The organism is Leucobacter sp. WKLB1, from assembly GCF_059696215.1.
Genome location: NZ_AP046115.1, coordinates 991,218 through 1,017,740 on the forward strand (window position 1 = coordinate 991,218; position 26,523 = coordinate 1,017,740).

General features: G+C 68.9%; 26 protein-coding genes. 18 read left to right on the forward strand and 8 right to left on the reverse strand.

The features are described 5' to 3' along the window. Window positions 1-1,182 (forward strand): AI-2E family transporter, encoded by a 1,182-nt coding sequence (locus ACZF5Y_RS04565; protein WP_497534639.1) that lies wholly within the window; start codon window positions 1-3, stop codon window positions 1,180-1,182. Between the two features lie 69 nt (window positions 1,183-1,251). Here the strand turns inward: ACZF5Y_RS04565 and ACZF5Y_RS04570 are convergent, their stop codons facing one another. The 3 genes from ACZF5Y_RS04570 to ACZF5Y_RS04580 all read right to left on the reverse strand — a co-directional run bounded on the left by ACZF5Y_RS04570 (window position 1,252) and on the right by ACZF5Y_RS04580 (window position 4,309). After that, entirely contained in the window at window positions 1,252-2,712 is a 1,461-nt protein-coding gene (locus ACZF5Y_RS04570) for a dihydrolipoyl dehydrogenase family protein (RefSeq protein WP_497534640.1), read from the reverse strand. A 139-nt stretch (window positions 2,713-2,851) separates the two neighbouring features. Beyond that, the gene (locus ACZF5Y_RS04575) at window positions 2,852-3,652 is read right to left on the reverse strand and encodes an SDR family NAD(P)-dependent oxidoreductase (RefSeq protein ID WP_497534641.1); all 801 of its coding nucleotides are present in this window, start codon (window positions 3,650-3,652) and stop codon (window positions 2,852-2,854) included. A gap of 75 nt (window positions 3,653-3,727) precedes the next feature. Beyond that, a complete protein-coding gene (locus ACZF5Y_RS04580; RefSeq protein WP_497534642.1) occupies window positions 3,728-4,309 on the reverse strand; it encodes a TetR/AcrR family transcriptional regulator in 582 nt (193 codons plus the stop codon). A gap of 224 nt (window positions 4,310-4,533) precedes the next feature. On the opposite strand from ACZF5Y_RS04580, the gene ACZF5Y_RS04585 reads away from it, so the two are divergent. Genes ACZF5Y_RS04585 through ACZF5Y_RS04595 form a run of 3 tightly spaced genes read left to right on the forward strand, consistent with a single transcriptional unit; the run spans window position 4,534 to window position 6,616 of the window. Further along, complete coding sequence (locus ACZF5Y_RS04585; protein WP_497534643.1) at window positions 4,534-5,028, forward strand: FBP domain-containing protein; 495 nt, start codon at window positions 4,534-4,536, stop codon at window positions 5,026-5,028. A gap of 33 nt (window positions 5,029-5,061) precedes the next feature. Continuing rightward, window positions 5,062-6,036, forward strand: a complete 975-nt coding sequence (locus ACZF5Y_RS04590) for an NAD(P)H-quinone oxidoreductase (RefSeq protein ID WP_497534644.1) — start codon at window positions 5,062-5,064, stop codon at window positions 6,034-6,036. Beyond that, window positions 6,023-6,616 carry a YdeI/OmpD-associated family protein gene (locus tag ACZF5Y_RS04595; RefSeq protein ID WP_497534645.1) on the forward strand — a complete coding sequence of 198 codons (594 nt, stop codon included), beginning with the start codon at window positions 6,023-6,025 and terminating at the stop codon, window positions 6,614-6,616. The genes ACZF5Y_RS04590 and ACZF5Y_RS04595 overlap by 14 nt, the downstream gene beginning before the upstream one ends. A gap of 20 nt (window positions 6,617-6,636) precedes the next feature. On the opposite strand, the gene ACZF5Y_RS04600 is transcribed toward ACZF5Y_RS04595, so the two are convergent. Next, window positions 6,637-7,638: an SDR family NAD(P)-dependent oxidoreductase gene (locus ACZF5Y_RS04600; protein WP_497534646.1), complete on the reverse strand. Its 1,002-nt coding sequence runs from the start codon at window positions 7,636-7,638 to the stop codon at window positions 6,637-6,639. Window positions 7,639-7,745: 107 nt separating this feature from the next. On the opposite strand from ACZF5Y_RS04600, the gene ACZF5Y_RS04605 reads away from it, so the two are divergent. From ACZF5Y_RS04605 to ACZF5Y_RS04645, 9 genes are all read left to right on the forward strand, one after another. Beyond that, window positions 7,746-8,351, forward strand: a complete 606-nt coding sequence (locus ACZF5Y_RS04605) for a TetR/AcrR family transcriptional regulator (RefSeq protein WP_497534647.1) — start codon at window positions 7,746-7,748, stop codon at window positions 8,349-8,351. Window positions 8,352-8,444: 93 nt separating this feature from the next. Continuing rightward, a complete protein-coding gene (locus ACZF5Y_RS04610; protein ID WP_497534648.1) occupies window positions 8,445-10,511 on the forward strand; it encodes an MSCRAMM family protein in 2,067 nt (688 codons plus the stop codon). A gap of 127 nt (window positions 10,512-10,638) precedes the next feature. Beyond that, entirely contained in the window at window positions 10,639-10,896 is a 258-nt protein-coding gene (locus ACZF5Y_RS04615) for a hypothetical protein (RefSeq protein ID WP_497534649.1), read from the forward strand. 77 nt (window positions 10,897-10,973) lie between these two features. Continuing rightward, window positions 10,974-13,607 (forward strand): DUF4118 domain-containing protein, encoded by a 2,634-nt coding sequence (locus ACZF5Y_RS04620; RefSeq protein WP_497534650.1) that lies wholly within the window; start codon window positions 10,974-10,976, stop codon window positions 13,605-13,607. Beyond that, window positions 13,604-14,296, forward strand: a complete 693-nt coding sequence (locus ACZF5Y_RS04625) for a response regulator (protein ID WP_497534651.1) — start codon at window positions 13,604-13,606, stop codon at window positions 14,294-14,296. Before ACZF5Y_RS04620 ends, ACZF5Y_RS04625 begins: the two co-directional genes overlap by 4 nt. Before the next feature lie 341 nt (window positions 14,297-14,637). Further along, complete coding sequence (locus ACZF5Y_RS04630; protein WP_497534652.1) at window positions 14,638-15,012, forward strand: PadR family transcriptional regulator; 375 nt, start codon at window positions 14,638-14,640, stop codon at window positions 15,010-15,012. Continuing rightward, a complete protein-coding gene (locus tag ACZF5Y_RS04635; protein WP_497534653.1) occupies window positions 15,009-15,407 on the forward strand; it encodes a DUF1048 domain-containing protein in 399 nt (132 codons plus the stop codon). Before ACZF5Y_RS04630 ends, ACZF5Y_RS04635 begins: the two co-directional genes overlap by 4 nt. Beyond that, window positions 15,404-16,231: an ABC transporter ATP-binding protein gene (locus ACZF5Y_RS04640; RefSeq protein ID WP_497534654.1), complete on the forward strand. Its 828-nt coding sequence runs from the start codon at window positions 15,404-15,406 to the stop codon at window positions 16,229-16,231. The genes ACZF5Y_RS04635 and ACZF5Y_RS04640 overlap by 4 nt, the downstream gene beginning before the upstream one ends. Further along, the gene (locus tag ACZF5Y_RS04645) at window positions 16,228-16,986 is read left to right on the forward strand and encodes an ABC transporter permease (RefSeq protein ID WP_497534655.1); all 759 of its coding nucleotides are present in this window, start codon (window positions 16,228-16,230) and stop codon (window positions 16,984-16,986) included. The genes ACZF5Y_RS04640 and ACZF5Y_RS04645 overlap by 4 nt, the downstream gene beginning before the upstream one ends. Window positions 16,987-17,241: 255 nt before the next feature. On the opposite strand, the gene ACZF5Y_RS04650 is transcribed toward ACZF5Y_RS04645, so the two are convergent. Beyond that, a complete protein-coding gene (locus ACZF5Y_RS04650) occupies window positions 17,242-18,639 on the reverse strand; it encodes an MFS transporter (protein WP_497534657.1) in 1,398 nt (465 codons plus the stop codon). Between the two features lie 239 nt (window positions 18,640-18,878). Here ACZF5Y_RS04650 and ACZF5Y_RS04655 point away from each other — a divergent pair, with 239 nt between their 5' ends. The 3 genes from ACZF5Y_RS04655 (at window position 18,879) to ACZF5Y_RS04665 (ending at window position 22,272) form a co-directional block, all read left to right on the forward strand. Then, complete coding sequence (locus ACZF5Y_RS04655; RefSeq protein ID WP_497534658.1) at window positions 18,879-20,360, forward strand: amino acid permease; 1,482 nt, start codon at window positions 18,879-18,881, stop codon at window positions 20,358-20,360. A gap of 93 nt (window positions 20,361-20,453) precedes the next feature. Further along, window positions 20,454-21,566: an NYN domain-containing protein gene (locus ACZF5Y_RS04660; RefSeq protein WP_497534659.1), complete on the forward strand. Its 1,113-nt coding sequence runs from the start codon at window positions 20,454-20,456 to the stop codon at window positions 21,564-21,566. A 406-nt stretch (window positions 21,567-21,972) separates the two neighbouring features. Beyond that, complete coding sequence (locus ACZF5Y_RS04665) at window positions 21,973-22,272, forward strand: hypothetical protein (RefSeq protein ID WP_497534660.1); 300 nt, start codon at window positions 21,973-21,975, stop codon at window positions 22,270-22,272. A gap of 60 nt (window positions 22,273-22,332) precedes the next feature. Here the strand turns inward: ACZF5Y_RS04665 and ACZF5Y_RS04670 are convergent, their stop codons facing one another. Continuing rightward, the gene (locus ACZF5Y_RS04670) at window positions 22,333-23,493 is read right to left on the reverse strand and encodes an NAD(P)-binding domain-containing protein (protein WP_497534661.1); all 1,161 of its coding nucleotides are present in this window, start codon (window positions 23,491-23,493) and stop codon (window positions 22,333-22,335) included. A 43-nt stretch (window positions 23,494-23,536) separates the two neighbouring features. Then, entirely contained in the window at window positions 23,537-24,151 is a 615-nt protein-coding gene (locus ACZF5Y_RS04675) for a magnetosome magnetite crystal formation protein family (protein ID WP_497534663.1), read from the reverse strand. 170 nt (window positions 24,152-24,321) lie between these two features. On the opposite strand from ACZF5Y_RS04675, the gene ACZF5Y_RS04680 reads away from it, so the two are divergent. Beyond that, entirely contained in the window at window positions 24,322-25,353 is a 1,032-nt protein-coding gene (locus ACZF5Y_RS04680; RefSeq protein ID WP_053386620.1) for an NAD(P)-dependent alcohol dehydrogenase, read from the forward strand. A 76-nt stretch (window positions 25,354-25,429) separates the two neighbouring features. Here the strand turns inward: ACZF5Y_RS04680 and ACZF5Y_RS04685 are convergent, their stop codons facing one another. Then, window positions 25,430-26,083, reverse strand: coding sequence for an FMN-dependent NADH-azoreductase (locus tag ACZF5Y_RS04685; RefSeq protein WP_497535297.1), 654 nt, complete (start codon window positions 26,081-26,083; stop codon window positions 25,430-25,432). Window positions 26,084-26,162: 79 nt separating this feature from the next. Here ACZF5Y_RS04685 and ACZF5Y_RS04690 point away from each other — a divergent pair, with 79 nt between their 5' ends. Next, complete coding sequence (locus ACZF5Y_RS04690; protein ID WP_497534664.1) at window positions 26,163-26,498, forward strand: winged helix-turn-helix transcriptional regulator; 336 nt, start codon at window positions 26,163-26,165, stop codon at window positions 26,496-26,498. Window positions 26,499-26,523: the final 25 nt, after the last annotated feature.

Genomic DNA, 26,523 nt, shown 5'->3' on the forward strand with positions numbered 1-26,523 from the left:
ATGCGCTGGTGGCAGACGAAGAATGACGAAGCGCAGGATGCCGGTCTGAGCGCGACTCCCGCGGGGTACACCCCGTTCGGCAACAGTACCCGCATCAATCCGTTCACGTTCGGTCTGCTCGGGGCGCTCGGCGTGCTCGTCGCGCTGCTGATCGGGTCGATCGTCGGGCAGCTCGGCACCGTGCTGGTCTATGTCGGCGTCGCACTGTTCCTCTCGCTGGGCCTCGACCCGATCGTGTCGTTCATCGAGCGCAAGCTGCCCCGACCCGCAGCGGTCGCAGTGGTGGTCGGTGTGGTGATCCTCGCATTCGCCGGCATTCTGCTCGCGATCGTGCCCGTGCTGGTGAAGCAGATCACGAACCTGGTCGACAGCGCCCCGCAGATGGTCGACGACATTACGCACAGCGACTGGTACGCCTGGCTGACCGATCAGTTCGGCTCGAACTTCGACCAGGCAATCTCGGGCGTGCTCGACTTCTTGCAGGATCCGACCAACCTCGGACAGATCGGCGGCGGGCTCGTCGCGGTCGGCGCGGGCATTGCCGGCGGGGTGACGGGCGTCATCATCGTGCTGATTCTGACCCTCTACTTCATGGCGTCGATGCGCGCGATGAAACGCCTGGTGGTGCGGTTCGTGCCGGCCTACCAGCGCCCGCGCTTCCGTGACCTGCTCGAAGATGTGTCAGGTGCCGTAGGCCGGTACGTCATCGGCCAGGTGAGCCTCGCGCTCTGCAACGGCATTCTGAGCCTCATCTTCTTGAGCATCATCGGGGCGCCGCTGCCGGCGCTACTCGCGCTCATCGCGTTCGTAGGCTCCCTGATTCCGCTTGTCGGCACCCTGTCGGCTTCGGTGATCATCTCGGTGATTTGCCTCGTGAGTTCGCCCACGACGGCGCTGATCGCCGCGGCGTACTACCTCGTCTACATGCAGATCGAGGCGTACGTTTTGAGCCCCCGCATCATGAGCAAGGCGGTTGCGGTGCCCGGCTCGCTCGTGGTGATCGCGGCCGTCGGCGGCGGTGCGCTCGGCGGGGTGCTCGGTGCTCTGGTGGCGATCCCGGTCGCCGCGTCGGTCATCATCATTGTGCAGAAGGTCGTGTTCCCGGCGCAGGATCAGAAGAAGCTGCCGCCCAGGGATCGCACCCCGGCTCCGATCGACGAGGTGGCCGCACCCGCAGAATAGTGGGGCTCACGGGCTCCATACCCAAGGATCATTGCAGAGCCGGGGGTATGGGGCCGGATCGCGGCCCCGCTACAGCGCGTTGTTCGACCGCCCGTAGCCCTCGAGTAGCCGCAGCCAGACCTCGCTGATCGTGGGGTACGCGGGCACGGCGTGCCAGAGCCGCTCGAGCGGCACCTCGCCGACCACAGCGATGGTGGCCGACTGCAGCAGCTCCTGCACGTCGGGGCCCACAAAAGTGGCACCGACGATGACGCCACGGCTCTCGTCGACGACCATGCGCGCTGTGCCGCGATAATCGTCGCGGTGCACGCTGGCGCCGGCGACACCGCCGAGCTCGATGTCGACGACCCGGGTGGTGAGCCCGGCGCGCTCGGCGGCGGCAGCGGTGAGGCCCACGGATGCGACGGGCGGGTCGGTGAAGGTCACCTGCGGCACGGCCGCGTGGTCGGCGGTCGCGACGTGGCGGCCCCACGGCTCGTCGCGCAGCTCGGTGCCGTTCGCCCGGGCCGCGATGGCATCGCCCGCCGCCCGCGCCTGGTACTTGCCCTGGTGTGTGAGCAGAGCGCGGTGATTGACGTCGCCGACGGCGTAGAGCCAATCGCCGTCCAAGCGCGAACCGGCAGACCCGCCCGTGCCGACGACGCGCAAGGTGTCGTCGACGTCGAGCCAGGCGCCGGGTTCGAGCCCGACTCGATCGAGCCCGATGTCGCCGGTGCGGGGCACGCGGCCGGTGGCGACCAGGATCTCGTCGGCCTCGATGACGTCGCCGCCGTCCGTGGTGACGTGCACCGTGCCGTCGGCGTCGCGCGTCACCGAGGCGGGCGAGGCGCCGAGGCGCACATCGACCCCGAGCTCGCGCAGCGCGTCTCCGATGAGCTCGCCGGCGAACGGCTCCTGCCCCGAGAGCAGGCCGCTGCGCACGAGCAGGGAGACCTGCGAGCCGAGGGTGGCGAAGGCGGTCGCGAGTTCTGCCGCGACAACCCCGCCGCCCACGATGGCGAGGCGACGTGGAACCTGCTCGACGGCGGTGGTTTCGCGGTTCGTCCAGGGCTGCGCGTCGGCGAGGCCGGGGATGTCGGGGAGCAGCGCCGCCGACCCGGTCGCCACGACCACCGCGTGCCGCGCCTGCAGCACGGTCTCGGTGCCATCGGCGGCGGTCACGGTTACCTCGCGCTCGCCCGAGATGGCGCCGTGCCCGCGCACGAGGTCGATGCCCGCGCCGTCGAGCCAGCGCACCTGGCCCGAATCGTCCCAGTTGCTCGTGAACGAGTCGCGTCGGCGCAGCACCGCTGCCGCATCGACCGCTCCGGTCACGGCCTGGCGGGCACCGTCGACCCCCTGCGCCGCGCGCACCGCTTCGCCCGCCCGCAGCAACGCCTTCGACGGCATGCACGCCCAGTACGAGCACTCGCCGCCGACGAGCTCGGACTCCACGATCACGACGCTCAGCCCGCCCTGCACGGCCCGGTCGGCGACGTTTTCGCCCACGGGCCCCGCTCCGATCACGATGACATCGAACTGCTGCGGCATGGTGCTCCCCTCGAACGGGGCGATCGCGCGTGCGCCGGGTGCGCGGGCGCCGACCGCCGATAGGCCGGAGTCTATCGACGGGAGCGGCGATCCGGCACCCGTTGCGCATGGCGCACGTCAGCGTGCAAGCCGCGCTCGCTCAGCGGGTGAGACTCAGCGGTTTGTGTACTCTGCCGCCGCCGCGACGACGTCGGTTGCGAACGTGCCCTGTGTCACCGAGGTCGCTGGCGAGGAACGTGGCGACCTTCGCGATGTCGTCGGCCTGGCCGACGCGACCGATGGGCTGCGTCGCGCCGAGCTTCTCGGCGAGGAAATCGGCGAACGCCCCGGCCTCGTCAAGCGGCACGCCGAAGCTGCGGGCCATGATCGGTGTCATGATGACGCCCGGGGCGATCGCGTTCGAGCGGATGCCCAGCGGTGCGAGCTCGGCGACGGCCTGGCGCACGATGCCGACGACGGCGTGCTTCGCGATGGTGTATCCGGCGACCGACCAGCCGCCCTGCAGCGCGGCGGCCGAGGCGGTCGAGATGATCGATCCGCCGGTGCCCTGCTTCTGGAACTGGCGCGCAGCGTATTTGTGGCCGAGCAGCACCGATCGGGTGAGCAGCGCGAGCGACTTGTCGAAGCCCGCCGATTCAATGTCGAGCATCGACGACGGGTCGCCCTGCGCGCCCGCGTTGTTGTAGATGATGTCGAGCTTGCCGAACCGCTCGACGGTGGCGTCGACGAGGGCCGCGATGCTGGCCTCATCGGTGACGTCGGTGCGCACGTAGAGCGCGGCATCGCCGAGTCGGGCGGCCTCGGCCTGGCCGGCCTCATCCTGGATGTCGGCGATGGTGACCTGCGCGCCCTCGGCGATGAACCGCTCGACGGTTGCGAGCCCGATGCCGCTCGCGCCGCCGGTGACGATCGCGACCTTGCCTGCGAGAAGTGCTGTCATGGTGTGGTGCTCCGTGTTCTCTCGGCCCGGTGATCTGCGCTGTCGCGGTGGGTCGGGGCCGCGACGCGGAGTCCGTCAGAGTCGACGGATGGTTTCGGAGGTGAACGCGTCGAGCGCGTGCAGGTACACCGTTTCGGCGTCGTCGCCGGAGGTGACCATGGTTTCGAGGGCGATGCGGGTCGCGCTCGCGATGACCGCGGCCGCGGTGCGGGCGGCGAGCGATACGGGATCGACCCCGAGTCTTGGCGCCAGCACCGGTGCGAGCGAGGTCTCGCCGTCGTGCAGCTTGCGAAGGAACACCGCCCACATATCGGGGTCTGCGAAGATCAGCGGGAAGAGTGCGCGGGTGCGCGCGAGCTGGGCGTCGCCGAGCGACCGGGTGAACGCGAGCCGTGCGATCTCACGGAGCGTCGCATCTGCCGGAGCCTCGTCGACGGCCGCGTTGAACTGCTGGGTCGTCCAGTCAAAGATCGGTGCGATGCTCTCGGCCTTCGTGGGGAAGTGGCGGTGGAACGTGCGCGGGGCGATGCCGATGGCCGCGGTAATGTCGGCGACCGTGAGGTCGGTGGTGCCACGCGCGACGTAGAGGTCGGCGCAGCGCTCCGCGGCGTCGAGCCGGGCGCGATCGCCGCGCGTGAACTGCGAGTTCGCGTTCATGCGGCTCACTGTACTCCGAAGTGGCAGAAACTGCCACTTGTGGCGTGGGGTGAGCGGGTGAGCTGCTGCACCGTGACTGGTATCGGGCGACGGTGTTACCGTGGTCGGGTGCATGACGTGACATCAGCGGCCTTCGGGCGTCAGGAGGTCGGCGGCGGTTCTTCCGCCCTCGGCGCCTAACCCGAATCCAGGCCCAGATTCATCACGTACGAAAGGGCATCATCATGCTCGCACTCACCGCCCCCTCTATTCGCTCGAGCTTCATCAACGCGTCTCGCAAAGAGGCGTCAGTCGCCGGGCTGCCCGACGATCTCGACGCCCGTGACTGGTCGCAGTTCGACTACCTCGGCTGGCACGACCCCAAGTTCGCCAAGCGCGCCTACGTCGTGCTGCCCGCATTCGACGGCGCCCCGATCGGGGTCATGCTGCGGCAGGCCGACGCCTCGCCGCAGCGACGCCAGATCTGCGAGTGGTGCCGCGATACGCGGCTCATCAATGAGGTGGTCTTCTTCGCCGCCCGCCGCGCGGGGGAGTCGGGGCGCCGCGGCAACACCGTCGGCACCCTGATCTGCCAGAACTTTCAGTGCTCCTGGAACGTGCGCACCGACCCGCCGCTGCCTTACGACGGCTTCGACATGGCCGCTGAGCGTCAGCGGCGCATCGAGCACCTGCAGCACCGCGTCGCCAGCTTCGCCGACATGCTCGTCACCGGGCGGTAGCGCCCGCGCGTCGGCGCGGTCTAGCGTGGGAGCATGCGCGCGATCACCATCACCGACGACCATCGCCTCGAACTCGTGGAGTTGCCCGAGCCCGTGCCGGGCGAGAGGGAGATTCTGGTCGATGTCGTGGCGGCCGGGGTGAATCGCGCCGACGTGGCGCAGGCCGCGGGCGTCTACCCGCCACCGCCCGGTGCCTCGGAGCTCCCGGGGCTCGAGGTCTCCGGGCACCGTCGCGACACCGGCGCGCCCGTCGTTGCGCTGCTCGCGGGCGGCGGGTACGCCGAAGTTGTCGCGGTGCCCGAGGTGCAGGTGGTGCCGGCGCCCACCGGGCTCTCACTCGCCGAGGCCGGCGGCATCATCGAAGTCGCCGCGACGGTGGTGTCGAATCTGGTGCTCGAGGCCGGGTTGCGCATCGAGCCCGGAGGGGGCGACGGGGGAGCGGCACCGGATCCGCAGACCGTGCTCATCCACGGCGGTACGGGCGGCATCGGCGCGTTCGCCATTCAGTTCGCGCATGTACTCGGCGCTCGAGTGCTCACCACCGTCGGAACCGACGAGGCCGTCGCGCGCGTTCGCGAGCTCGGCGCCGATCTCGCCTGGAACCGGCACACGACCGACGTCGTCTCCGCCGTGCGCGACGCGGGAGGAGCTGACATCGTGATCGACGTCGTCGGTGGCCCCGCGCTCGACGACAACGTGCGGATGCTGCGTGAGTTCGGGCGCCTCGTGATCATCGGCACGCTCGGCGGGGCGACCGGGGAACTCAATGTCGGCGCGCTGATGGCGAAGCGTGTGCACCTCATCGGCACGACGGTGCGCTCGCGCGCCCCGCACGACAAGCAGCGAATTCTCGACCGCACGCGCGAGCTCGTCTGGCCGATGCTCGAGCACGGGCAGATTCGGGTGCCGGTGCAGGCGCGGTTGCCGCTCGCGCGGGCGGCGGAGGCGCACGACCTGCTGCGCGCCGGCGGGCACTTCGGCAAGGTGATCCTCGATGTCGCCGAGTAAGCCGGGCGCCACGAGCGCAGCATCTGAACCCGAACTGCTCGTCTTCGCCGACGCTGATGCCTGGCGCACCTGGCTCGAAGCGGTGGAACACGAGCACGACGGCGGTTGGGTGGTGCTGGCGAAAAAGGGAACGACGACGCCCACATCGCTGAGCTATCAGGAGGCTCTCGAGATCGCGCTCTGCAGCGGGTGGATCGACGGGCAGAAGCGCTCGCGCGACGCGACCACGTTTGTGCAGCGGTTCACCCCGAGGCGCGCGCGATCGATCTGGTCGCAGCGCAACGTCGACATCGTCGCTCGCCTGGAAGCTGCCGGGCTGATGCGCGAACGCGGTCGACGGGAGGTCGAGCGCGCGCAGGCCGACGGGCGCTGGGAGCGGGCGTACGCCGGATCGGCAGACATGCAAGAGCCCGACGCGCTGACCGCCGCGCTCGCCTGTGACCCTGCTGCGCGCAGCGCCTTCGAGTCACTGAGTCGCAGTGCGCGATACAGCGCGCTGCACCCGATTGTCACCGCGGTGCGCGAGGAGACGCGAACGCGCCGCATCGCCGCGCTGGTCGAGCGGCTGCGGCAGGCGTAATCGCCGCCGCAGCTACGGGATTACTGCACCGACCACCCGCCGTCGGAGGCGAGCACCGCGCCGTTGATGTTCACGGCGTCGTCGGAGAGCAGGAATGTGATCGACGCCGCGAGATGCTCGGCCGTTGCGACCGTCGGGATCGCTTGCTGGAACGGGGCCAACCGGGCGGAGCCGACTGCTGACATGTTCGGGGGCATCGGGATGCCTGTGGCGACGCCGCCCGGGGCCACCGAGTTCACCCGGATACCCTTCGGGCCGTACATGAACGCGGCCGAGCGGGTGACCCCGACAATCCCGTGCTTGCTGGCTGTGTAGGCGTTGCCCGAGGCATTGCCGCGCAGCGCGGCTTCGCTCGAGACGTTGAGGATGGCTCCGCGCCCGGCGCGCTCCATCGCGGGCAGCACGGCGCGCATCAGCTTGAATGGTGCGGTCAGATTGATCGCGATGACGCGATCCCACACCGCGTCGGGCGTCTCGCCGGCGGGGGAGAAGTCGTCGTTGATGCCCGCGATGTTCGCGAGCGCGTCGATGCGGTCGCCTGCGGCGGCGACCACAGCGTCGATTGCGTCCTGCTGCGTCAGATCGCCAGCAATAGCGGTGATGTCGGCCTGCGGCAGCTCCGCGCGGAATGCCTCCAGCTTCTCGGCAGCGATGTCGCACGCGATCACCCGGCCACCCTCTCGGGCGATGCGCGATGCGGTCGCGCGGCCGATGCCCGACGCGGCGCCGGTCACGATCACCGTCTTGCCGGCGAATCGCTCGGGCGTGATGCGCTCGGCCCAGCCGGTCGACGCGGCCTCATCGGGGATTTCGCCCCCGTTCGCGGCGCGCACCAGATCGTCGACCACTGACTGCGGCATCGCGCCCTGGCTGAGAACGACCAGTTGCTGCAGCGGGAGGCCCAGCACCGGCGTCAGGCTGTCGGGGTCTGCCCCGGATTGTGCGAGCAGGCCGCGCACGAGGTCGCCGCCGGTCGGGTCTGCGAGCCAGTCGCCGATCGAGGATTGTGCGGTGAGTGCCATGAGATCTCCATTCATCGAGTGCCGGAGTGGGGGCGCCGCGCTCGTGCAGGAATTACGCAACGGTGCGTCCACTTATGCAGCACGATACACCCCGATACCCTGAAGTCGTGCCGAGAATTCGAAGTGAAGCCGCCCGACGCTCCGTGCTGACGGCGACGCGCGGCGCGCTCGCCGCAGACGGATACGCGGCGCTCACGATCGAGGGGCTTGCCGCCGAGGCGGGTGTCTCCAAACAGACGATCTATCGCTGGTGGCCATCGAAGGCGGCGATTCTGGCCGAGGCGCTGCTCGACGACGCGGCTCCAGAGTTCGCGAGCGGTGCCTTCGGTGCGGCGCTTCCGGTCGCGGCGCCGGGGGTCGGGCTGGCCGAGCAGCTCAGCGGCTGGCTGACCGCGTCGACCGCTCGCCTCGCCACCCCCGAGGGGCTCGGAGTCGCTCGCGCGCTCATCGCGGTCACCGCGACCGACCCCGACGTCGGCGCGGCGCTGAACGCCCGGCTGGCCGAGCAGATTCGCGATTGGGTCGGGCAGCAAGTCGAGCGTGCGACTGCCCGCGCCGAGGTGCGCGACGACGTCGATGCGATCCTGCTCGCCGATCACCTCATCGCGATGACGGCGTACTCCGCGCTCACCGGTCTGCCGCTCGACGCGGCGCGGATTCGTGCCACGGTCGACCTGGTGATGTGCGGGATCGCGGCGCCGCTCTCCGACTGACCATCGTCGGCGGTGCGCGTCGTGCGGCGAACGGCAGTGCAGCGCGCGAGGTGCACTATTCCGCTCGCCCTCGTCGCCGCCTACGATGGCCGCATGGGGAACACTCGAAGACGATGGGGAACACTGGCAGCGGTGCCGGCACTCGTGCTGGGCGTCGTGGTCGCGGCTGCAACGCCGGCGGCGGCCGCTACGACGAGCCGCTGGGCCGACTGGACCGACTTCACGGGCACAGGAGGCAACTACCAGACCACGGTGCGGATCGCCGATTCGCCTGAGCTGACCGCGCAGGTGCGGTCTGACTCGCGTGCGGGGCAGGTCGGAGTGATCTCGGGTGCGAGCACCTGGCTCTCGGCGGCAACCGACGTGGGGCAGAAGTACGGTTCGAGCCGTGACCAGCCGTATCTGAATCTCCGACCGAAAGTCGATACGCCGTCGGGCGCCTCGACCACGACCTACACCTTCTCGAAGCCGACACCCACTGCCAACTGGACATTCGTGCTCGGCGACATCGATGCCGACCTCGTCAAGATTCGCGCCATCGGCCGGAACGGGGTCGCGTTGAACGCCGCGCAGCTCGGGTTCAACGGCGGCTTTAATTACTGCGCGCCCGGGCTTGCAGGCAAACCGTCGTGCACCGGCGATGCCGCCGATGTGCCGACGTGGGACCCGGCGTCGCTCACGCTCACGGGCAACGCGGCCGCGGTCGACACCTCGGGTGCCGCGGCGTGGTTCGAGCCGTCGGCGCCGATCAGCACGCTCTCGTTCACGTTCCAGCGCCGCGCCGGCTTTCCGGTCTACCAAACCTGGTTCTCGTCGCTGTCGCGAGATGTCTCGGGCACCGTAACGGATGCCGGGGGCGATGGGAGCGGGGTCATCGTGACGCTCACAGATGCGAACAGCACCGAGGTTGGCTCCGTGATCACGGGTGTGGGTGGTACCTACGCCTTCCCTGGCGTGCAGGCGAGCGACGGGTATGTCGTCCGCGCCAAGGAGCCTGTGGGCAAGATCGTCGAGGGGTCGACCAGTCGGTCAGTTGACCTGAGTGACACCGACGCGGTTGAGGATTTCTCGATTCGCGACATCGTGCCCGTCGCGGTGAGCGGCGTGGTTGAAGACGCTGATGGAGATCCGATTCCGGGTGCCACGGTGACCCTCGATGATGGTGCGGGAAACGTGGTGACCGCCACTACCGGAGCAGATGGTTCATACCTGTTCGACTCCGTCGGCACCGGTACCTGGACGCCCGCAGTCACGCTGCCCGACGGGTTTGTGAACCCGTCGACCCAGCCGCCGTTCACCATTGATGGAACGTCTGAGGATCCGATCGAGAACGTTGACTTCACGGGTGAACAGGTCGTGTACCAGACGATTTCGGGGTCAGTTTCGACGCCGGGTGGGCCTGCTGCTGGAGTGACGGTGTCCGCCGCGGGCCCCGATGGCACGCTGACCGCAGTTACGGATGCAGATGGCCGGTACGTGTTTCCCGGATTGCTGCCGGGCGAGTACGTCATCACGGCCGAAGGCGACGACACGTCGCAGACCGTCGACGTCGTCGATGCGAACGTGACAGATATCGATTTCGAGATCGTGAAAGTCGGCGCTGTCAGGGGCACGGTGACCTCTGGCGACGAACCGGTTCCTCAGGTGACGGTGAAGCTGAGTGGCGACCTCTCGTTCCTCACCGGCAGTGGCGAAGACGGGTCGTTCACATTCGGTGACATTCCTCCGGGAACGTATGTGATGACCATCGATGTGCCTGAGGGATACACGCTCGAAGGGCCCGCGACCCGCACCGTGGTGATTGATGGCTCGGGTGCGCTGGTCGCCGACCAAGACTTCATATTGATTGCTGTGGCGGCGGCGGATGCTCAGGCGGATGCCGGTAGCGGAAGCGCTGCACAGGGCACCGCAAATGCGTCGGCACAGGCGAATGCTGTAGCCGATGCGACTGCGGGCGTCTCCGCCGATGCGGGCGCGGGAAGTGCTGGGGCACAGGCGACTGCGGGGACGCAGGGCGAGCGTCCTGGCACCGGCGATCGAGACCTGGCGAACACGGGCACCGACTTCGCCCCGATGCTCGGCACCGGTGGCGTGCTGCTGGCGATCGGTGCGGTGGTGCTGCTGATCGCTCGGCGTCGCAAGGGAACGCCGAGCGCATAACTCGTCGAACGCACACGCTCGCGCACGCGGCGGCCGGGGAATGACTTCCCGGGCCGCCGCGTTGGTGTTCGCGGGGTCGAGGTCACTACACTGACTCCAAACGATTATTTGGAGAATAATGTCAGCTGTGCCCACCCCGGAAACACCCGCACCGATGCCCGCCATGCCGCCCGTACCACTGGCGATTCGCATGCTGCTCACGTGGACCGCGATCCTGCCCCTCGTGCTGATCGTGCGCTTCGCACTCGCACCGCTCGTCTCATCGTGGCCCGACGTGCTCGGCTTCGCGCTCACCGTGACCATCGTGGTGCCGATCGCGGTGGGCTTCGCCGTGCCGATGCTGACGCGCGGGTACCACGCGCTGCGTCGTCGCTCGCGCAGGTAAGGGGCGAGCCCGCAGCGCTTGAGGCCTATTCTGGAGCCAGGTCGCGCGATTGCGGCTGCTCAGCACGAGGAGGCGACATGTCGGGGCGCGGTCGGCTGCATGTGCTGCTCGGGGCAGCGCCCGGGGTCGGCAAGACGTTCGCGATGCTCGAAGAAGCCCGACGCATGCGTGCCGACGGAATTGACGTGGTGATCGCTGCCGTCGACGATCACGGGCGCTCGGCAACGTCGGCGCTCGCCAACGGCCTCCCCGAGGTCGCGGGAGCTCGCAAGGGGGTGGACCTCGACGCCGTGCTCGCGCGGCACCCCCAGGTCGCCCTCGTCGACGAACTGGCGCACACGAACGCGCCCGGCACGCGGCACGCGAAGCGCTGGCAAGATGTCGATGCGCTGCTCGAGGCAGGCATCGACGTCATCTCGACCCTGAACATTCAGCACATCGAATCGCTGAACGACGTCGTCGAGCAGATCACCGGCGTACCCCAGCGCGAGACGGTGCCCGACCGCTTCCTGCGCGGCGCCGACCAGATCGAGGTGATCGACCTCGCTCCGCAAGCGCTGCGCGACCGGCTCGCCGGGGGAGCGGTCTACCCGGCCGAGCGCATCGACGCGGCACTCGCGAACTACTTCCGCCTCGGCAACCTCACCGCGCTGCGCGAGCTCGCCCTGCTATGGCTCGCCGACGAGGTCGACCAAGCGCTCACCGGGTACCGCGCCGAGCACGGCATCCGCCGCACCTGGGAGGCGCGCGAACGCGTGGTCGTCGCACTCACTGGCGGCGCTGAGGGCGAGACGCTCTTGCGGCGCGGGGCGAGGATCGCCGCTCGCTCGGCCGGCGGCGAGCTGCTGGCGGTGCACGTGTCGAGCCAAGACGGGCTGCGCACGGCGCACCCCGCGCTGCTCGCCCAGCAGCGCGCCCTCGTCGAAGAGCTGGGCGGCAGCTTCCACCAGGTGATCGGTGTCGATGTGCCGAGCGCGCTCGTGGAGTTCGCGCGCTCCGTCAACGCGACGCAACTCGTGCTCGGCGCGAGCCGACGCGGGCGGTGGCTCGCGGCGGCCACCGGCCCCGGCATCGGTGCGACCGTGGTGCGCGAGTCAGGTGACATCGACGTGCATATGGTGAATCACGCGGAGGGATCCCGCGGCTTCGCCCTACCCCGTCGCACCGGGGCGCTCACCGCAAAGCGGCGCGTCCTCGGGTTCGCGCTGGCCCTCGTCGGCGGGCCCCTGCTCACCTGGCTGCTCGCCACATTCCGCAGCGATGACTCCATGACGAGCGACGTGCTCAGCTACCAGCTGCTCGTCGTGGTGGTGGCGCTCACCGGAGGCATCTGGCCGGCGGTCTTCGCCGCGGTGCTCTCGGGCCTGACGCTCGACTTCTTCTTCCTCGAACCCATCCACACGGTGCACATCCACGAACCGCTGCACCTCCTCGCCGTCGCGCTCTACGTCGTCATCGCGATGCTCGTCAGTCTGATCGTCGACCGCGCGGCCCGCACCACCCGCGCGGCGCGGCGCTCGGCCGCGGAATCCGAACTGATTCAGACGATCGCCGGCAGCGTGCTGCGCGGAGACGACGCCCTGCAGGCCCTGGTCGATCGCACACGCGAGGCGTTCGGACTGCGTCGCGCGCGGCTCGTGGATGCGGGCGGGGAGGTGCTGGTCGACGCGGTGGGTGGTGTCGAAAGTGCAGACCGCCCGCAACCCGCGGATCGCGCCGCGACCGCCGCGCGATCCGACGGTGCCGATCGTCTCGCGAGCGGGCCCCGCGCCGAGACCGTGATCGCGGTCGGCTCCGGGGCAGAACTCGAACTCTTCGGCACCGATCTCGCCGCCTCCGAGCGGCGCTTGCTCAGTGTGGTCGCCACGCAGCTCGAAGCCGCGCTCGAACACCGGCGTCTCGAAGAGACCGCCCGGGAGATCGAACCGATCGCGGCTTCCGACCGTGTGCGCGGGGCGCTGCTCTCCGCGCTGAGTCACGACCTGCGACGCCCGCTTGCGGCGGCCACTGCTGCAATCGGTGGATTGCGCGCCGCGGGCGTGCAGCTCAGCGCGGACGACCGGCGCGAGCTGCTCGACACCGCGACCGAGAGCCTCGACGCGCTCGCGGCGCTCGTCACCGATCTGCTCGACGTGAGCCGCATTCAGGCCGGGGCTTTGGCGATCCGGCTCGCCCCGACCGACCCCGAATCGGTCATTGCGGCGGCGCTTGACGAGCTCGACGCGGGCCCCGCCGACGTCGCACTCTCCCTGCGCCACGGCGATGCGGCAGTGCAGGCCGACCCGGTGCTGCTGCAGCGCGTCGTGGTCAACCTGCTCGCCAACGCGCTGCGCTTCTCTCCGCAGGGAGCGAATGTGCTCGTGAGCACCAGCACGTTCGCCGACCGACTCGAGATTCGTGTCATCGATCACGGGCCAGGGGTGCCCGCCGAGAAGCGCGACGATATTTTCGTGCCGTTCCAGCGCCTCGGCGACACCGACAACACCACAGGCCTTGGCTTGGGCCTCGCCCTCTCCCGGGGCTTCGTCGAATCGATGCAGGGGACGCTCGCGCCCGAAGACACTCCCGGCGGCGGGCTCACGATGGTGGTGTCGCTGCCGGTGGTGCCGTCGTCGGTCATGCCGCCCGCGTCGTTCGATGATGCGGCGCTGGGCGATCCGGCACCCGCACGCCCGCACCCGTCAGCCAGCGAAAGCGAGACCCCGCGATGAAGATTCTGATCGCCGACGACGACCCGCAGATCTTGCGCGCGCTGCGCATCACCCTCACCGCGAAGGGCTACGACGTGTTCGTCGCCGCCGACGGAGCGCAGGCCATCGCCGCCGCGATCGACCACCGCCCCGACCTCTTCCTGCTCGACCTCGGCATGCCGAACCTCAATGGCATCGAGGTGATCGAGGCCGTGCGCGGCTGGTCGCAGGCGCCGATTCTCGTCGTGTCGGGGCGCGCAGGTGCCGCCGACAAGGTCGACGCGCTCGACGCCGGGGCCGACGACTACGTGACGAAGCCGTTCGCAATCGACGAGCTGCTCGCGCGCATCCGGGCGCTCAGCCGGCGCATCGTGCGAGACGATGCGGTGCCGGTGGTGCGACTCGGCGACGTCACCGTTGATCTCGCGGCGCGTGCGGTGACGCGGTCCACGCCCGAGGGGGAGCAACAGATTCGGCTCACCCCCACGGAGTGGCAGGTGCTCGAACTGCTGATCCGCAACCCCGGGCGGCTCGTCACCCGGCAGACGCTGCTCACCACGATCTGGGGCTCGGAGCACATCGAAGACACCGGGTATCTGCGGCTGTACCTGTCGCAGCTGCGAAAGAAGATCGAGGCGGATCCGGCCAACCCCGTCCACCTCATCACTGAGGCCGGCATGGGCTATCGACTCGAGCGCGTCGAGAGCTGAGGCGGTGGCGCCGGGCCCGCTGCTGCGCCGTGCCCGCTGCTGCGCCGCGCCCTCTGCTGCGCCGCGCCCTCTGCTGCGCCGCGCCCTCTGCTGCGCCGCGCCCTCTGCTGCGCCGCGCTCTCCACCGCGCCGCGCCCCCTGTGCGATCTGGGTAACTTCGGACCAGTGTGGAGGCTGAAATAGGCCGTGCAACCGGTCCGAAGTTACCCCGATTCGTCGAGGCGCGGGGAGGGCGGCGCGAAGTGCGCGGAGCGCTGCCGCTATTCAGTCTTGCCAAGTAGCGGTACTTAGTGTTACCGTCTACCTGTAGTCAGCATCACTGAATAGCAGGGAGGCGGCCGATGGCAACCCAGATGACCGAGATGCTCAAGGGCACGCTCGAGGGGATCGTCCTGGCGATCCTCGCAGACCGCTCCGCCTACGGATACGAGATCACCGCGACCCTGCGCGAGCGGGGCTTCGACGACATCGCCGAGGGCACGATCTACGCGCTCCTCGTGCGCATTGAGCAAAAGGGGCTCGTTTCGGTCGAGCGCGTGCCCTCCGAGAAGGGGCCGCCGCGCAAGGTGTATACGCTGTCGGGCGCAGGCCGCGACCGTCTCGCCGAATTCTGGGAGTCCTGGGACTTCCTCGCCGCGCACATCGCTGCGCTGCGCACCGCACACTCCGCACCCGCCGCACCTGCCGCATCGCCGCACGAAGGAGCCGCATCATGACCGCGAAATGGATCGAAACCCTCACCGGATCACTCGACGAGAAGAAGCAGTACAAGTCCGCGATCGCGCGCATCGCCGCGCTGCCGCAGCCGTACGCAACCGTGGCGCAGGCGCTCTCGCGCTACTTCACCTACTTCGGTGCGATCGGCGACGGGAGCACCTTGGTCACGATGGTCAGCGACCACGCCGACCTGTGGGAGCGCGCCGCCATCGACGGCACTCCCGTACGCGACATCGTCGGAGACGATCCGGTCGCATTCGCCGAAGATTTTGTCAACGCGTACTCCGGCAAGCAGTGGATCGACAAGGAGCGCGAGCGCCTCACCCGCGCGATCGCCGAGGCCGAAGCGACGGCACCGAGCGCTCCGCGAGAACCGGACGGCGGCGCATCATGACCGCCGTGCTCGAGTCGCCCCCGCGCATCGACGCGCAGGCGATCTCCGTGCGCGGCCTCGAGAAGTCGTTCGGCGAGACCGCGGTGCTGCGGGGCGTCGACTTCGAGGTCGCCCTGGGCGAAGTGTTCGCGCTGCTCGGCTCGAACGGGGCGGGCAAGACGACGCTCATCCGCGTGCTCGCGACACTGCTCGCCGCCGACGCGGGCGAGGCGAGGGTGCTGGATCACCGAGTCGACGAGCATCCCGACGCCGTCCGCAGGGCGATCAGCCTGACCGGACAGTTCGCCGCCGTCGACGAGGTGCTCACCGGGCGAGAGAACCTGGTGCTCGTCGCCCGGCTGCGACACGTGCCGCAACCGGCGGCAGTCGCCGACACGCTGCTCGCGCGCTTCGAACTCGCCGATGCGGGGGGCCGGCGCGCGGGGGAGTACTCGGGCGGCATGCGGCGCCGACTCGACATCGCGATGAGCCTCGTTGGTGACCCGCGGATCCTCTTCCTCGACGAACCGACGACCGGGCTCGACCCGCAATCGCGCGCCGAAGTGTGGCGGCTGGTGCGCGAGCTCGCTGACGGCGGCACCACCGTGCTGCTCACCACCCAGTACCTCGACGAAGCCGAGCACTTGGCCGACCGCATCGCGATACTCCACGAAGGGCGCATCGTGCAGCAGGGCACGCTCGCGGCACTGCAACGCTTGCTGCCGCCCCAGGAGCCCGTGCTCGTCACACCGCAGCCGACGCTCGAAGACGTGTTCCTCGCCATTGTGGGGGCGGGTGCTGCGGCGCCCGGTGATCCCGCACCGACCGAACGGAGCGCATCATGACCGCGCACGCCATCACCGACACCGGCGTGCTCACCGGGCGATCGCTGCGGCACATCCTCCGCAGCCCCGACACCATCATCACCACCGTGATCACGCCCATCGCGCTCATGCTGCTGTTCGTCTTCGTGCTTGGCGGCGCGATTCGCACCGGCAGTGACGGTGCGTACATCGACTACCTGCTGCCGGGCATCCTGCTCATCACAGTCGCGTCGGGCGTCGCCTACACGGCCTACCGGCTCTTCCTTGACCGGCAGGGCGGCATCTTCGAACGGTTCCGTTCGATGCCGATCGCGCGGTCGAGTGCGCTCTGGGCGCACGTCATCACGTCGCTCGTCGCAAACCTCGTGTCGGTCGCGGTGGTCATCGGCGTGGCGCTGCTGCTCGGCTTTCGTACCGGCGCCTCGATCGCGGCCTGGCTCGCTGTCGCCGGCATCGTGACGCTGTTCACGCTCACCCTCACCTGGATCGCCGTCGTCGCCGGCCTCGCCGCCAAGACCATCGACGGGGCGAGCGCCTTCAGCTACCCGCTCATCTTCCTGCCGTTCATCAGCTCGGCGTTCGTGCCGACCGATTCGATGCCCGGCCCCGTCGCCTGGTTCGCCGAGCATCAGCCGGTCACGGCGATCGTCGACACGCTGCGCGCGCTTTTCGCCGGTCAGCCGGTCGGTGCCGCGATCTGGGTCGCCCTGGCCTGGCTCATCGGGCTGCTGGTCATTGCCGCGACCGGAGCGATGCTGCTCGCGCGGCGCCGCTGAGGCGTGCGCGGGGCTGCTGCCGCGTTCTGATGCGCTCTGATGCGATCGGGGTAACTTCGGACCGGTGCGGAGGCTGGATTCGCCCCTGCGACTGGTCCGAAGTTACCCCGATCGCAGGGTGCGGAGCGCGGTGGCCGATGAATCGGACGTCGCACCCCTTGAACGCCGCAGCGGGGTCAGTTTCGGAGGGTTGCGATGGCGCAACACCCTCCGAAACTGACCCCGCTGCCAAAGTGGGCCGGCGCGCAGCCGCCGCTAGCCGCGCGGCTGGTGGGCCGGCTGCCAGATGTAGATGCCCTCGTGCTGCTCCGCTTCGTCGCCCGGGCGCAGTGAGATGCCCTTGCGGTCGCGCAGCAGCAGGGTCGCGATGAGGCCGAGCGCGGTCATGCCGAGCAGGTAGAACGTCACCGAAGTCGAGGTGCCGGTCGTCTGCTGCAGCCATGCGGCGATGGTCGGGGCGAAGGCGCCGCCGAGAATCGCGCCGATCGCGTACGAGATCGAGACGCCCGAGAAGCGCACCGATGCGGGGAACATTTCGGAGTACCACGCCGACTGCGGGCCGTACGTGAACCCGAGCCCGACCGTCAGTAGCATGAGGCCGCAGGCGAGCAGCACCGGGTCGCCGGTGTTGACCAGCGGGAACAGCGCGAAGAGGGCCGCGCCCTGCAGGACCCAGCCGAGAATGTAGGTGGTGCGTCGGCCGATGCGGTCGCAGATCCAGCCCGCGACGAACGTCGAGATGAGCCACGTGACCGACGACGCGGTGACCGCCCACAGCACGTCGCCGCGGTCGAGGCCGACGGGGCCGTCGGGGTTGGTGGCGTAGTTCTGCACGTAGCCGCCGGTCGTCATGTAGCCCACCGCGTTGTTGCCCGCGAAGACGAGCGCGGCGAGGATGACGAGCGGCGTGAAGCGTGCGAACAGCTTGACGACGGGGGCGCCGGTCTGCTCTTTGCGCTCCGCGATCTCGGCGAAGACCGGGCTCTCCTCGACACGGCGGCGCACCCAGTACCCGACGATGATCAGCACGATCGAGAACAGGAATGGGATGCGCCAGCCCCACTCGATGAACGCGTCGCCCGGGAAGATGATGTTCATGATCGCGAGCATCGCGCTGGCGAGCAGCAGGCCGATGGGCACGCCGATCTGCGGCATCGCGCCATACAGACCACGTCGATCGCGCGGGGCGTGCTCGACGGCCATCAACACGGCCCCGCCCCATTCGCCGCCGGCCGAGACTCCCTGCAAGATGCGCAGCAGAATGAGCAGGATCGGCGCGGCGATCCCGATCTGACTGTACGTGGGCAGCAGGCCGATGAGCACGGTCGCCGCACCCATGAGCATCAGCGTGACGACGAGCACGATGCGGCGCCCGAATCGATCGCCGAAGTGGCCGGCGAGGAAGGCGCCGAGCGGGCGGAAGAGGAAGCTGATGCCGACGGTGAGGAACGACAGGATCGTGCCGATGCCCTGGCCGGCGGGTTCGAAGAACAGCTGGCTGAACACGAGGCCTGCGGCAGAGGCGTAGATGAAGTAGTCGTACCATTCGACGGTGGTGCCGACCACGGTGGCGAAAGCCACGCGACGACGATCGTGGGTCGTGGCGATGGTTCCGGTCGGGGTCAGCGATCCCTGGTGGGGAGCTGTGGACATTCGGGCACTCCTTTGTGACGAGGTACTGCGGCGCATACCGCACGCTCGATAATATACGATTTCGAATACGTTGCCGCAAGGTCTCGCCGGGGATCGATTGTGGCGCACATATTTCTTGGACTCGGTCCGTCTGGCGTCATTCGATTTCACATCGGGCGATCTTTGACTTATCATTCTCGGGTTATTCCCAGGCCCGCGAGGTGGGCCGGACGCGAGCGAGTAAGGCACCTCTCCCGGTAATGAATTCCGCATCACACGACCCGAAGTCCGCATACTCGAGGCCCGTGTCGCCCGAGACCTCGGCAGGCGCTGTGCAGGTGCCGCAGAAGAAACTGCGTTCCCGTCACGTCACGATGATCACGCTCGGCGGCATCATCGGCGCGAGCCTCTTCGTCGGCTCGGGCAACGTCATTCGCACCGTCGGCCCGGCCGCCGTGCTCTCGTATCTCATCGGCGGCCTGCTCGTCTTCCTCGCCATGCGCATGCTCGGCGAGATGGCGGCGGCTCGGCCCGCGATCGGCTCGTTCATGGAGTACGCCCGCGTCGGTCTCGGCGATTGGGCTGGGTACCTCGTCGGATGGCTCTACTGGTACTTCTGGGTGGGCGTGCTCGCCTACGAGGCAGTGCTCGGCGGTGAGACGCTGCATGGTTGGTTCGGTTGGCTGCCGTCGTGGGCCGGCTCGCTGCTGCTGCTCGCCATCTTCGTCGGTGCGAACCTCATCTCGGTGCGCACGTTCGGTGAGGTCGAGTTCTGGCTCGCCAGCATCAAGGTGCTCGCGATCGTCGTCTTCTTGGGCGCCGGCGTGCTCTTCGCGTTCGGGCTGTGGCCGAACTCGTCGTTCTCGATTCCGAACCTCTGGGAGCACGGCGGCTTCGCCCCGAACGGGTACGGCGTGGCCTTCACCGGTGTCGCGCTCGTGATCTTCTCATACTTCGGTACGGAGATCGCCGTCATGGCATCGGCCGAGTCCGAAGACCCTGCGAAGGGCATCCGTCAGGCGAGCAGCACTGTCATCTGGCGCATCCTCCTCTTCTTCGTGGGCGCCGTACTCATCATCACCACGATCATCCCCTGGGATGAACTGCCCGAGCCGATCGACGTCGCCTCGGCGCCGTTCACGAAGGTCTTCGAGCTCTTCGGTCTGCCGGGTGCCGCCATCGTGATGCAGCTGGTCATCTTCACCGCGGTGATCTCGGTGCTCAACTCTGGCCTGTACTCGGCGTCGCGCATGTTCTCGTCGCTCGCGGAGCAGGGCTTCGCGCCGAAGTTCATCGCGAAGAAGGCGAAGAACGGCATTCCGGTCGCCGCCCTGCTGGCGTCGACCATCGGCGGCGTCGTCGCGACGATCGTGAACTTCGCCGCTCCCGATTCGGGCGTCTTCTCGTTCATCATGAACTCGGCGGGCCTCGTCGCCCTCTTCGTCTACGGCTTCATCGCGCTGACGCAGATGCGCATGCGCCAGAAGATGACGCCGGAAGAGGTCGCGGGCCTCAAGCTCAAGATGTGGCTGCACCCGTGGCTCAATCTGCTGCTGATCGCCGCCATCATCACCGTGTTGGTGATCATGCTCACCTCGGAGGACGGCCGCACCCAGGTGTGGACGAGCCTGATCGCGACCGTCGTGCTCGTCATCTGCTGGCCCTTCGTGCGCCGTGGTCTCGCGAAGCGCAAGGCCGCCCAGGCCGAAGCGGCGCAGGCTGAGGCGGCGCTCGAGGCGTAACGCGCTCCACTCACGCACCGCACGGCGGTGGGATCGGGCTCGCCCGGACCCGCCGCCGTTTGCGTGCGCGCCGAAGCCTGACAGACTGGGGGCGTGGCGGATACCCAGAACGGCCGCGTCGCGGTCTACCTCGACTTCGATAACATCGTGCTCTCGTGGTACGACCGTGTGCACGGGCGCAATTCATTCGCGCGGGATCGCCAGCGCATCGCCGAGAATCCCTCGGAGCCCGAGATCGCCGAGCGCCTGCGCGCAGCGGTCGTCGACGTCGGCGCCATCATCGACTACGCCTCATCGTTCGGCACGCTCGTGCTGACGCGCGCCTACGCCGACTGGTCGGCGCCGATGAACGCCGAGTACCGCTCGCAGCTCGTATCGCGCGCCGTCGACCTCGTGCAGCTCTTCCCAGCCGCGGCGTACGCCAAGAACGGCGCCGATATCCGCCTCGCGGTCGACGCGGTTGAAGATATGTTCCGCCTCGACGACCTCACCCACGTCGTGATCGTCGCAGGTGACTCCGACTACGTGCCGCTCGCACAGCGCTGCAAGCGCCTGGGGCGCTACGTTGTGGGCGTCGGCGTCGCTGGCTCGACGGCGAAGGCGCTCACCGCGGCGTGCGACGAGTTCGCCTCGTACGACGCGCTCCCCGGCATCGAGTCGATCGCTCGGGCGACGAACGCGTCGGGGCGTTCGCGCAAGCCGGCGTCGCAGGCGGCGAATCAGCCGACCTCCGAAGCCCAGGAGGGCGATACGGCGACCGCAGAGTCCGAGACGCCCCGCGAGGCGCAGCCGAAGCGCTCGCGCGGCCGCGGCGGCCGCGGTGGCCAAACGGCGGATGCCGAGGCCGGATCGGGCGCTGCAGACGAGACTTCGTTTGAGCAGGGCCTCGAAACGGCGCTCTCGGCGGCTCAAGAAGCGGCGATCGACGTCGAGCCGGGTGACGCGATCGAATCTGCAGAGGACGCCGAGCTCGCGGTGACCGGCCTGCTGATTCGCGCGCTGTGGCTGAGCCAAGACAAAGACGACTCGGGCTGGCTCTACAGCTCCGCCGTGAAGCAGCAGATGCGCCGTATGGACCCGTCGTTCAGCGAGAAGGCGCTCGGGTTCCGCTCGTTCTCCGACTTCTTGAAGTCGCGCTCTGACGTCGCCGAGCTCGAAGAGACCGGGCACGAGCGCCTGGTGCGCCTGCGCGATCAGAGCGAGTAGCCACCCCGAGCGGCGGTGCGGGCGCGTGGGGTGATCCCGCGCCGATTTCGGCGAACCTGGGAACACGCTTGACGTGGCACTCCGGGTCGCTCTACCGTGGAACCCACACGAGTTCGCGAGGAGGTGCGGAACATGGACGCCATCGATTTCATCCCAGTGCAGGGAGCCACGCGTGCTGCAGTCGTTTTCCGCTCAGCGTTCGCCGGCCCCTTCTCGGCCGCCGCGTAGGCCACCGGTGATCGTCGCCGCAACGTGGTGACCGCGCCGGCTTAGCCGGACCCTCTTGGCGCTCTTCGCCCACCCGTTCGTGTAACGGATGCGGGCGCCAGGCGATCCCGCACCGGATCGCCCCGCCCGAATCGTCGACCGATCGGGCACGCAGTTCACCTCTTCGAAGGATCTCATCGTGAGCACCCACTCGACGACCGAGCGCGCCCCGCGCCTCGCCTCGTCAGCGCCGCAGCCGGCGCACTCCGTCCATCTGTCCGTCACCGTGCCGAGCGGCGCAGCGCTCGCACGACTCTCACTGCTCGACCGCGCGAAGCTGCGGGTCGGTCTCTGGTTGCTGCTGCGCTCGGGTGCGACCGCATCCGGCCGCGCGGAGCATCAGCCCACCCCGCACGAGCTCGCGGCCGTCGCGCGCGATGCCCGTGCAGCATACGATGCAGCCGTCGCGCAGCACCCGCGGCTGCATCGCGCGTTGTAAGCCGTTGCCGTGCGCGCACACGTCTGAGCCGGTCGCGACGACTGCGGTCGTGCGGCCGGCTCAAGCCGTGAGCGGTGCTGCGGTCTGTGGCGCTGCGTCGCGCGCTTCGGTGGTGCTCGCGGCAGTTGCGCCTGCATCTGCGGCGCCTGCACCTGCGATGCCCTTCAGGTACCGGCGTACGCCGGTCGCCGCGGTGCGTCCGGCGCGGTTCGCCCCGATGGTGCTCGCCGACGGGCCGTATCCTACGAGCTGCACGCGCGGGTCGGCGACGGCCGTCGTGCCGCGCCCGTCGCGATCGAGTTGGATGCCGCCCGCGGCACTCCGCAGATGCAGCGGTGCGAGGTGGGCGATGGCGGGCCGAAAGCCCGTCGCCCAGAGAATGACATCGACCGGTTCGAACGACCCGTCTGCCCATCGCACGCCGTTCGGCTCAATGCTCGTGAACATCGGGCGCCGCGCCCGATAGGCTCCGAGCCGCTCGGCTTCGCGCTCTTGCTCGCGCAGCATCAGGCCGGTGACGCTCACCACGCTCTGCGGCGGCAACCCGGCCGCGACGCGCTGCTCGACCAGCGCGACCGATGCGGCACCCGCTTCAGGGGTGAAGTCGTCAGTGCGCCACACGGGCTCGCGCCGTGTCACCCAGACCGTGTCGGTGATGGGGGCGAGGGCGCCGAGAAACTGCACGGCCGACGCCCCGCCGCCCACAACGAGTGTGCGCTTGCCGATGAAATGCTCGGGGCCCGGGTACGCCACCGTGTGCAACTGCTCGCCGACGAATGATTCCATGCCGGGGTAGCGCGGCACAAACGGCTGCGACCAGGTGCCGGTGGCGTTGACAATCGTGCGCGAGCGCCACACTCGGTCGTGGGCGTGGGTGGTGAGCAGCTGCGGATCCTGCGCGTCGTTCTCGACGCGTTCGACGTGCACGGGGCGGATCACCGGAAGCTCGTGCGCTCGCTCGTACTCGGTGAAGTACTCGGGGATCGCGAGATTTGCCCGCTCAGTCGTGCGCGGGGGAGGGGTGCTGCCCGGAAGCTCGGCGACGCCGTGGACGTCGCGCATTGTGAGCGCATCCCAGCGGTGCTGCCAGGCTCCGCCGGGACCGCGATCGGCGTCGAGCACCACGTGATCGATGTCGAGGCGCTGCAGGTGGAACGAGGCCGAGAGGCCCGCCTGCCCGGCGCCAATGACGAGGGCGGGCAGGATCTCGGGGGCGTTCACACGCGGTACAACGGCCGCAGCCTGCACCCCATTCCCGCGCGCACTACCTGATCACGGGAATCGACCAAGCACGAAACTCCTTGCCGCTCGACGCCTTCACGAGCCCGACAATCGAAAACACGACGTGCACGATGCTGAGCAGCAGCCAAATCGTGATCGGGATGCCGATCGGGAAGAACCCGCGTGCGTACTCGGTGTCCGTCAATGAGAGGAGCAGTGCAAGGTGGGCGATGAACAGCACGATGGTCGCGAACAGGTAGGTGAACGCCCAGTTCATCGCGGCGCGCCCATTCACCTCGGCCAGGCCGCCGCGCTTGCGCGCCTGCGCCCCGACGATGAGCATGACGATGCACGCGGCAATTGCTGAGACGCCCGGGATGAACGAGCACGCGATGAGGCCGACCGCCCACGCGGCAGCGCCGGTCACGGGGCGCGCGTACTGGACGTAGGGATTCGGCTGGCCCGGTGCCGGGTGGGTCTGCTGGGGCTGCGCGTACTGCGGCGGTGCGTACTGCGGTGGTGCGTACTGGGGCTGAGGATATTGCGGTTGCGCATACTGAGGCTGGGATTGAGGTGCCTGAACCTGCGGGGCCTGCGGCGGTGCGTACTGCGGTCGGGGCTGCTCGTGCTGCGGCTCAGTGGGTTCGGGTGCGCTCATGCCTTAATGCTAGGCGAGGCCGCCGACACTCCGCGGAGCGTTCCGTTCCGTTTCGTTCATCTTGCGGGAGTACGCTCGATGCGGCCGCCAGAATCCCGACGCGCCGTTCGCCCCGCGCACGCAGCCGTGCGCAGACGCCGGGCCACGAGCCCGGAGAAAGCAGGAGCCCCATGCGCGCACTGCAGTACCGTGAAATCGGAGGCCGGCCCGAGCTGGTCGAGGTGGAGAAGCCCGTTCCGGGGCCGGGCGAGATTCTACTCAAGGTGACTGCCGCCGGCGCCTGCCACTCGGATGAGTTCATCATGGGGGCGAGTGCTGAGGATTACTACTTCAAGCCGCTGCCGCTCACCCTGGGCCACGAGGTCGCGGGCACCGTCGACGAACTCGGCGCGGGTGTCACCGGGCTCGAAGTCGGCGAGAGTGTCATCGTGTACGGCCCGTGGGGCTGCGGCCGCTGCTATCCCTGCGCGAGCGGCGAGGAGCAGAACTGCGAGCACGGCATGCGCGCGCCCGGCATCTTCAGCGATGGCGGCATGGCCGAGTACATGCTCGTCGACGATGCCCGGCACCTCGTGCCGATCGGCGATCTCGATCCGGTGCAGAATGTGTCGCTCACCGACGCCGCACTCACCCCGTACCGCGCCATCAAGTCGGCGCTGCCGAAGCTGACGCCCGGCACCACCGCCGTCGTGATCGGTTCGGGCGGCCTCGGCCACGTGGCGATTCAGCTGCTGAAGGCGCTGTCGCAGACGCGGGTGGTGGTGCTCGATGTCGCGCAGGATCGTCTCGACTTTGCCCGCGAGGTCGGTGCTGACGAGGCATTCCTCTCGAACCCCGATGCGATCTCCGCAGTCAAGGATCTGACCCGCGGTCTCGGCGCTGATGCCGTGTTCGACTTCGTCGGCATCCAGCCGACGGCAGACCTTGCGGCGGGCATGATCCGCGTGGGCGGGCAGATCGTGGTGGTCGGCGTCGCCTCGGGGTCGGTGCCGATCGGTCAGACGACGGTGCCGCTCGATGTGAACGGGCGCGCCATCAACTGGGGCTCGCGCACCGAGCTCATGGAGGTCGTGGAGCTTGCGAAGCGCGGGGCCATCAGCATCCACGTTGAGGAGTACTCGCTCGACGACGCGCCCCGAGCGTACGAGCAGCTCCACGCGGGCAAGGTGCGCGGCCGCGCGGTGATCGTGCCGGGCAAGTAAGCGAGCCAGCCCCTGACAGGCGCGAACGGCCTGCCCCATCTTCGTGATGGGGCAGGCCGTTCTCGTGCGGTGAGGCTTACGCGGCCTGCTCGCGCAGCTCGGCGAGCTCGCGACCCGAACGGGTGGCATCTTCTTCCGCCTGCTCCTTGAGCGAGGCGCCGAGATCAGCGAACGCGTCGAGTGCGGGGTTCACGCCGACGAGCGTGAACGGACGCTCCACCACGCGGAGGTCGAGGCCCCAGACATCTTCGAGCACGCGGCGCAGCCACGGCGTCGAGTGGTCCCAGCCCTCCTTGGGCGTGCCGGGGCTGTAGTTGCCGCCGAGCACCGTGACGAGCGTCGCCGGCTTGCCCTGCAGCGCGGTGCCCTCGGGGTTGATGCGCGGATCGGTGTACGCGACGTCGAACCAGGTCTTGAAGTGCTGCGAGACGCCGAAGTTGTAGAGCGGCACGGTGAAGAGCAGGGCGTCGGCCGAGATGAGCTCGTCGGCGAGCGTGGTCGCGAGCTCGGCTGCGGCGCGCTGCTGGTCGTTGCGGTCGGCCTCGGGTACGAACCCGGTAGTGACGGCGGTCTGCCAGACCTCAGCCGAGATGGGGTTCGCGGCCACGTCGCGGCGCACGATCGCGGAGTCGGGGTGAGCCGCGGTCCACTCCTGCTCGACGAGGTCGCCGAGCGCACGGCTGGCGGAGGTGGCGGGGAGGATGCTCGCATCCAGGCGGAAGAGGGTCACACTGACTCCAATCAAGTTGCTCATAGTCGCTATGTTTTTCTGAGCGACTCGGCTGAGTGTAGCACGGTACAATCGGAGCATGGCAGACCCAGAGCACGATCGGCACGAATGCGATGCCGCCGTCAGTCTTGCCTTCTCCATCCTCGGCAAGCGCTGGAACGGCATGATCATCGATGCGCTCGGCGGCGGGGCACTGTCGTTCGCCGAAGTGCGACGCGCGGTGCCCGGCATCAGTGACGCCGTGCTCTCCGACCGCCTGACCGAGCTGGCCGAAGCGATGCTCGTCTCGCGCACGGTCGACGCAGGCCCACCCGTTTCCGTGAGCTACGCGCTCACCGTCGGCGGCGAGCAGCTCGTGCCCGTGCTCGACGATCTCGGCCGCTGGGCCGAGGCGAACCTCCCGGCGCGCAGCTAGGCTCGCCGCGCCGCCGAGTGCCGCC

Bases quoted from the DNA above. Each gene is read 5' to 3' on its own strand.
- ACZF5Y_RS04565 (WP_497534639.1), top strand. From the start codon at position 1: ATGCGCTGGTGGCAGACGAAGAATGACGAAGCGCAGGATGCCGGTCTG.
- ACZF5Y_RS04570 (WP_497534640.1), bottom strand. From the start codon at position 2,712: ATGCCGCAGCAGTTCGATGTCATCGTGATCGGAGCGGGGCCCGTGGGC.
- ACZF5Y_RS04575 (WP_497534641.1), bottom strand. From the start codon at position 3,652: ATGACAGCACTTCTCGCAGGCAAGGTCGCGATCGTCACCGGCGGCGCG.
- ACZF5Y_RS04580 (WP_497534642.1), bottom strand. From the start codon at position 4,309: ATGAACGCGAACTCGCAGTTCACGCGCGGCGATCGCGCCCGGCTCGAC.
- ACZF5Y_RS04585 (WP_497534643.1), top strand. From the start codon at position 4,534: ATGCTCGCACTCACCGCCCCCTCTATTCGCTCGAGCTTCATCAACGCG.
- ACZF5Y_RS04590 (WP_497534644.1), top strand. From the start codon at position 5,062: ATGCGCGCGATCACCATCACCGACGACCATCGCCTCGAACTCGTGGAG.
- ACZF5Y_RS04595 (WP_497534645.1), top strand. From the start codon at position 6,023: ATGTCGCCGAGTAAGCCGGGCGCCACGAGCGCAGCATCTGAACCCGAA.
- ACZF5Y_RS04600 (WP_497534646.1), bottom strand. From the start codon at position 7,638: ATGGCACTCACCGCACAATCCTCGATCGGCGACTGGCTCGCAGACCCG.
- ACZF5Y_RS04610 (WP_497534648.1), top strand. From the start codon at position 8,445: ATGGGGAACACTCGAAGACGATGGGGAACACTGGCAGCGGTGCCGGCA.
- ACZF5Y_RS04620 (WP_497534650.1), top strand. From the start codon at position 10,974: ATGTCGGGGCGCGGTCGGCTGCATGTGCTGCTCGGGGCAGCGCCCGGG.
- ACZF5Y_RS04625 (WP_497534651.1), top strand. From the start codon at position 13,604: ATGAAGATTCTGATCGCCGACGACGACCCGCAGATCTTGCGCGCGCTG.
- ACZF5Y_RS04630 (WP_497534652.1), top strand. From the start codon at position 14,638: ATGGCAACCCAGATGACCGAGATGCTCAAGGGCACGCTCGAGGGGATC.
- ACZF5Y_RS04635 (WP_497534653.1), top strand. From the start codon at position 15,009: ATGACCGCGAAATGGATCGAAACCCTCACCGGATCACTCGACGAGAAG.
- ACZF5Y_RS04640 (WP_497534654.1), top strand. From the start codon at position 15,404: ATGACCGCCGTGCTCGAGTCGCCCCCGCGCATCGACGCGCAGGCGATC.
- ACZF5Y_RS04645 (WP_497534655.1), top strand. From the start codon at position 16,228: ATGACCGCGCACGCCATCACCGACACCGGCGTGCTCACCGGGCGATCG.
- ACZF5Y_RS04650 (WP_497534657.1), bottom strand. From the start codon at position 18,639: ATGTCCACAGCTCCCCACCAGGGATCGCTGACCCCGACCGGAACCATC.
- ACZF5Y_RS04655 (WP_497534658.1), top strand. From the start codon at position 18,879: ATGAATTCCGCATCACACGACCCGAAGTCCGCATACTCGAGGCCCGTG.
- ACZF5Y_RS04675 (WP_497534663.1), bottom strand. From the start codon at position 24,151: ATGAGCGCACCCGAACCCACTGAGCCGCAGCACGAGCAGCCCCGACCG.
- ACZF5Y_RS04680 (WP_053386620.1), top strand. From the start codon at position 24,322: ATGCGCGCACTGCAGTACCGTGAAATCGGAGGCCGGCCCGAGCTGGTC.
- ACZF5Y_RS04690 (WP_497534664.1), top strand. From the start codon at position 26,163: ATGGCAGACCCAGAGCACGATCGGCACGAATGCGATGCCGCCGTCAGT.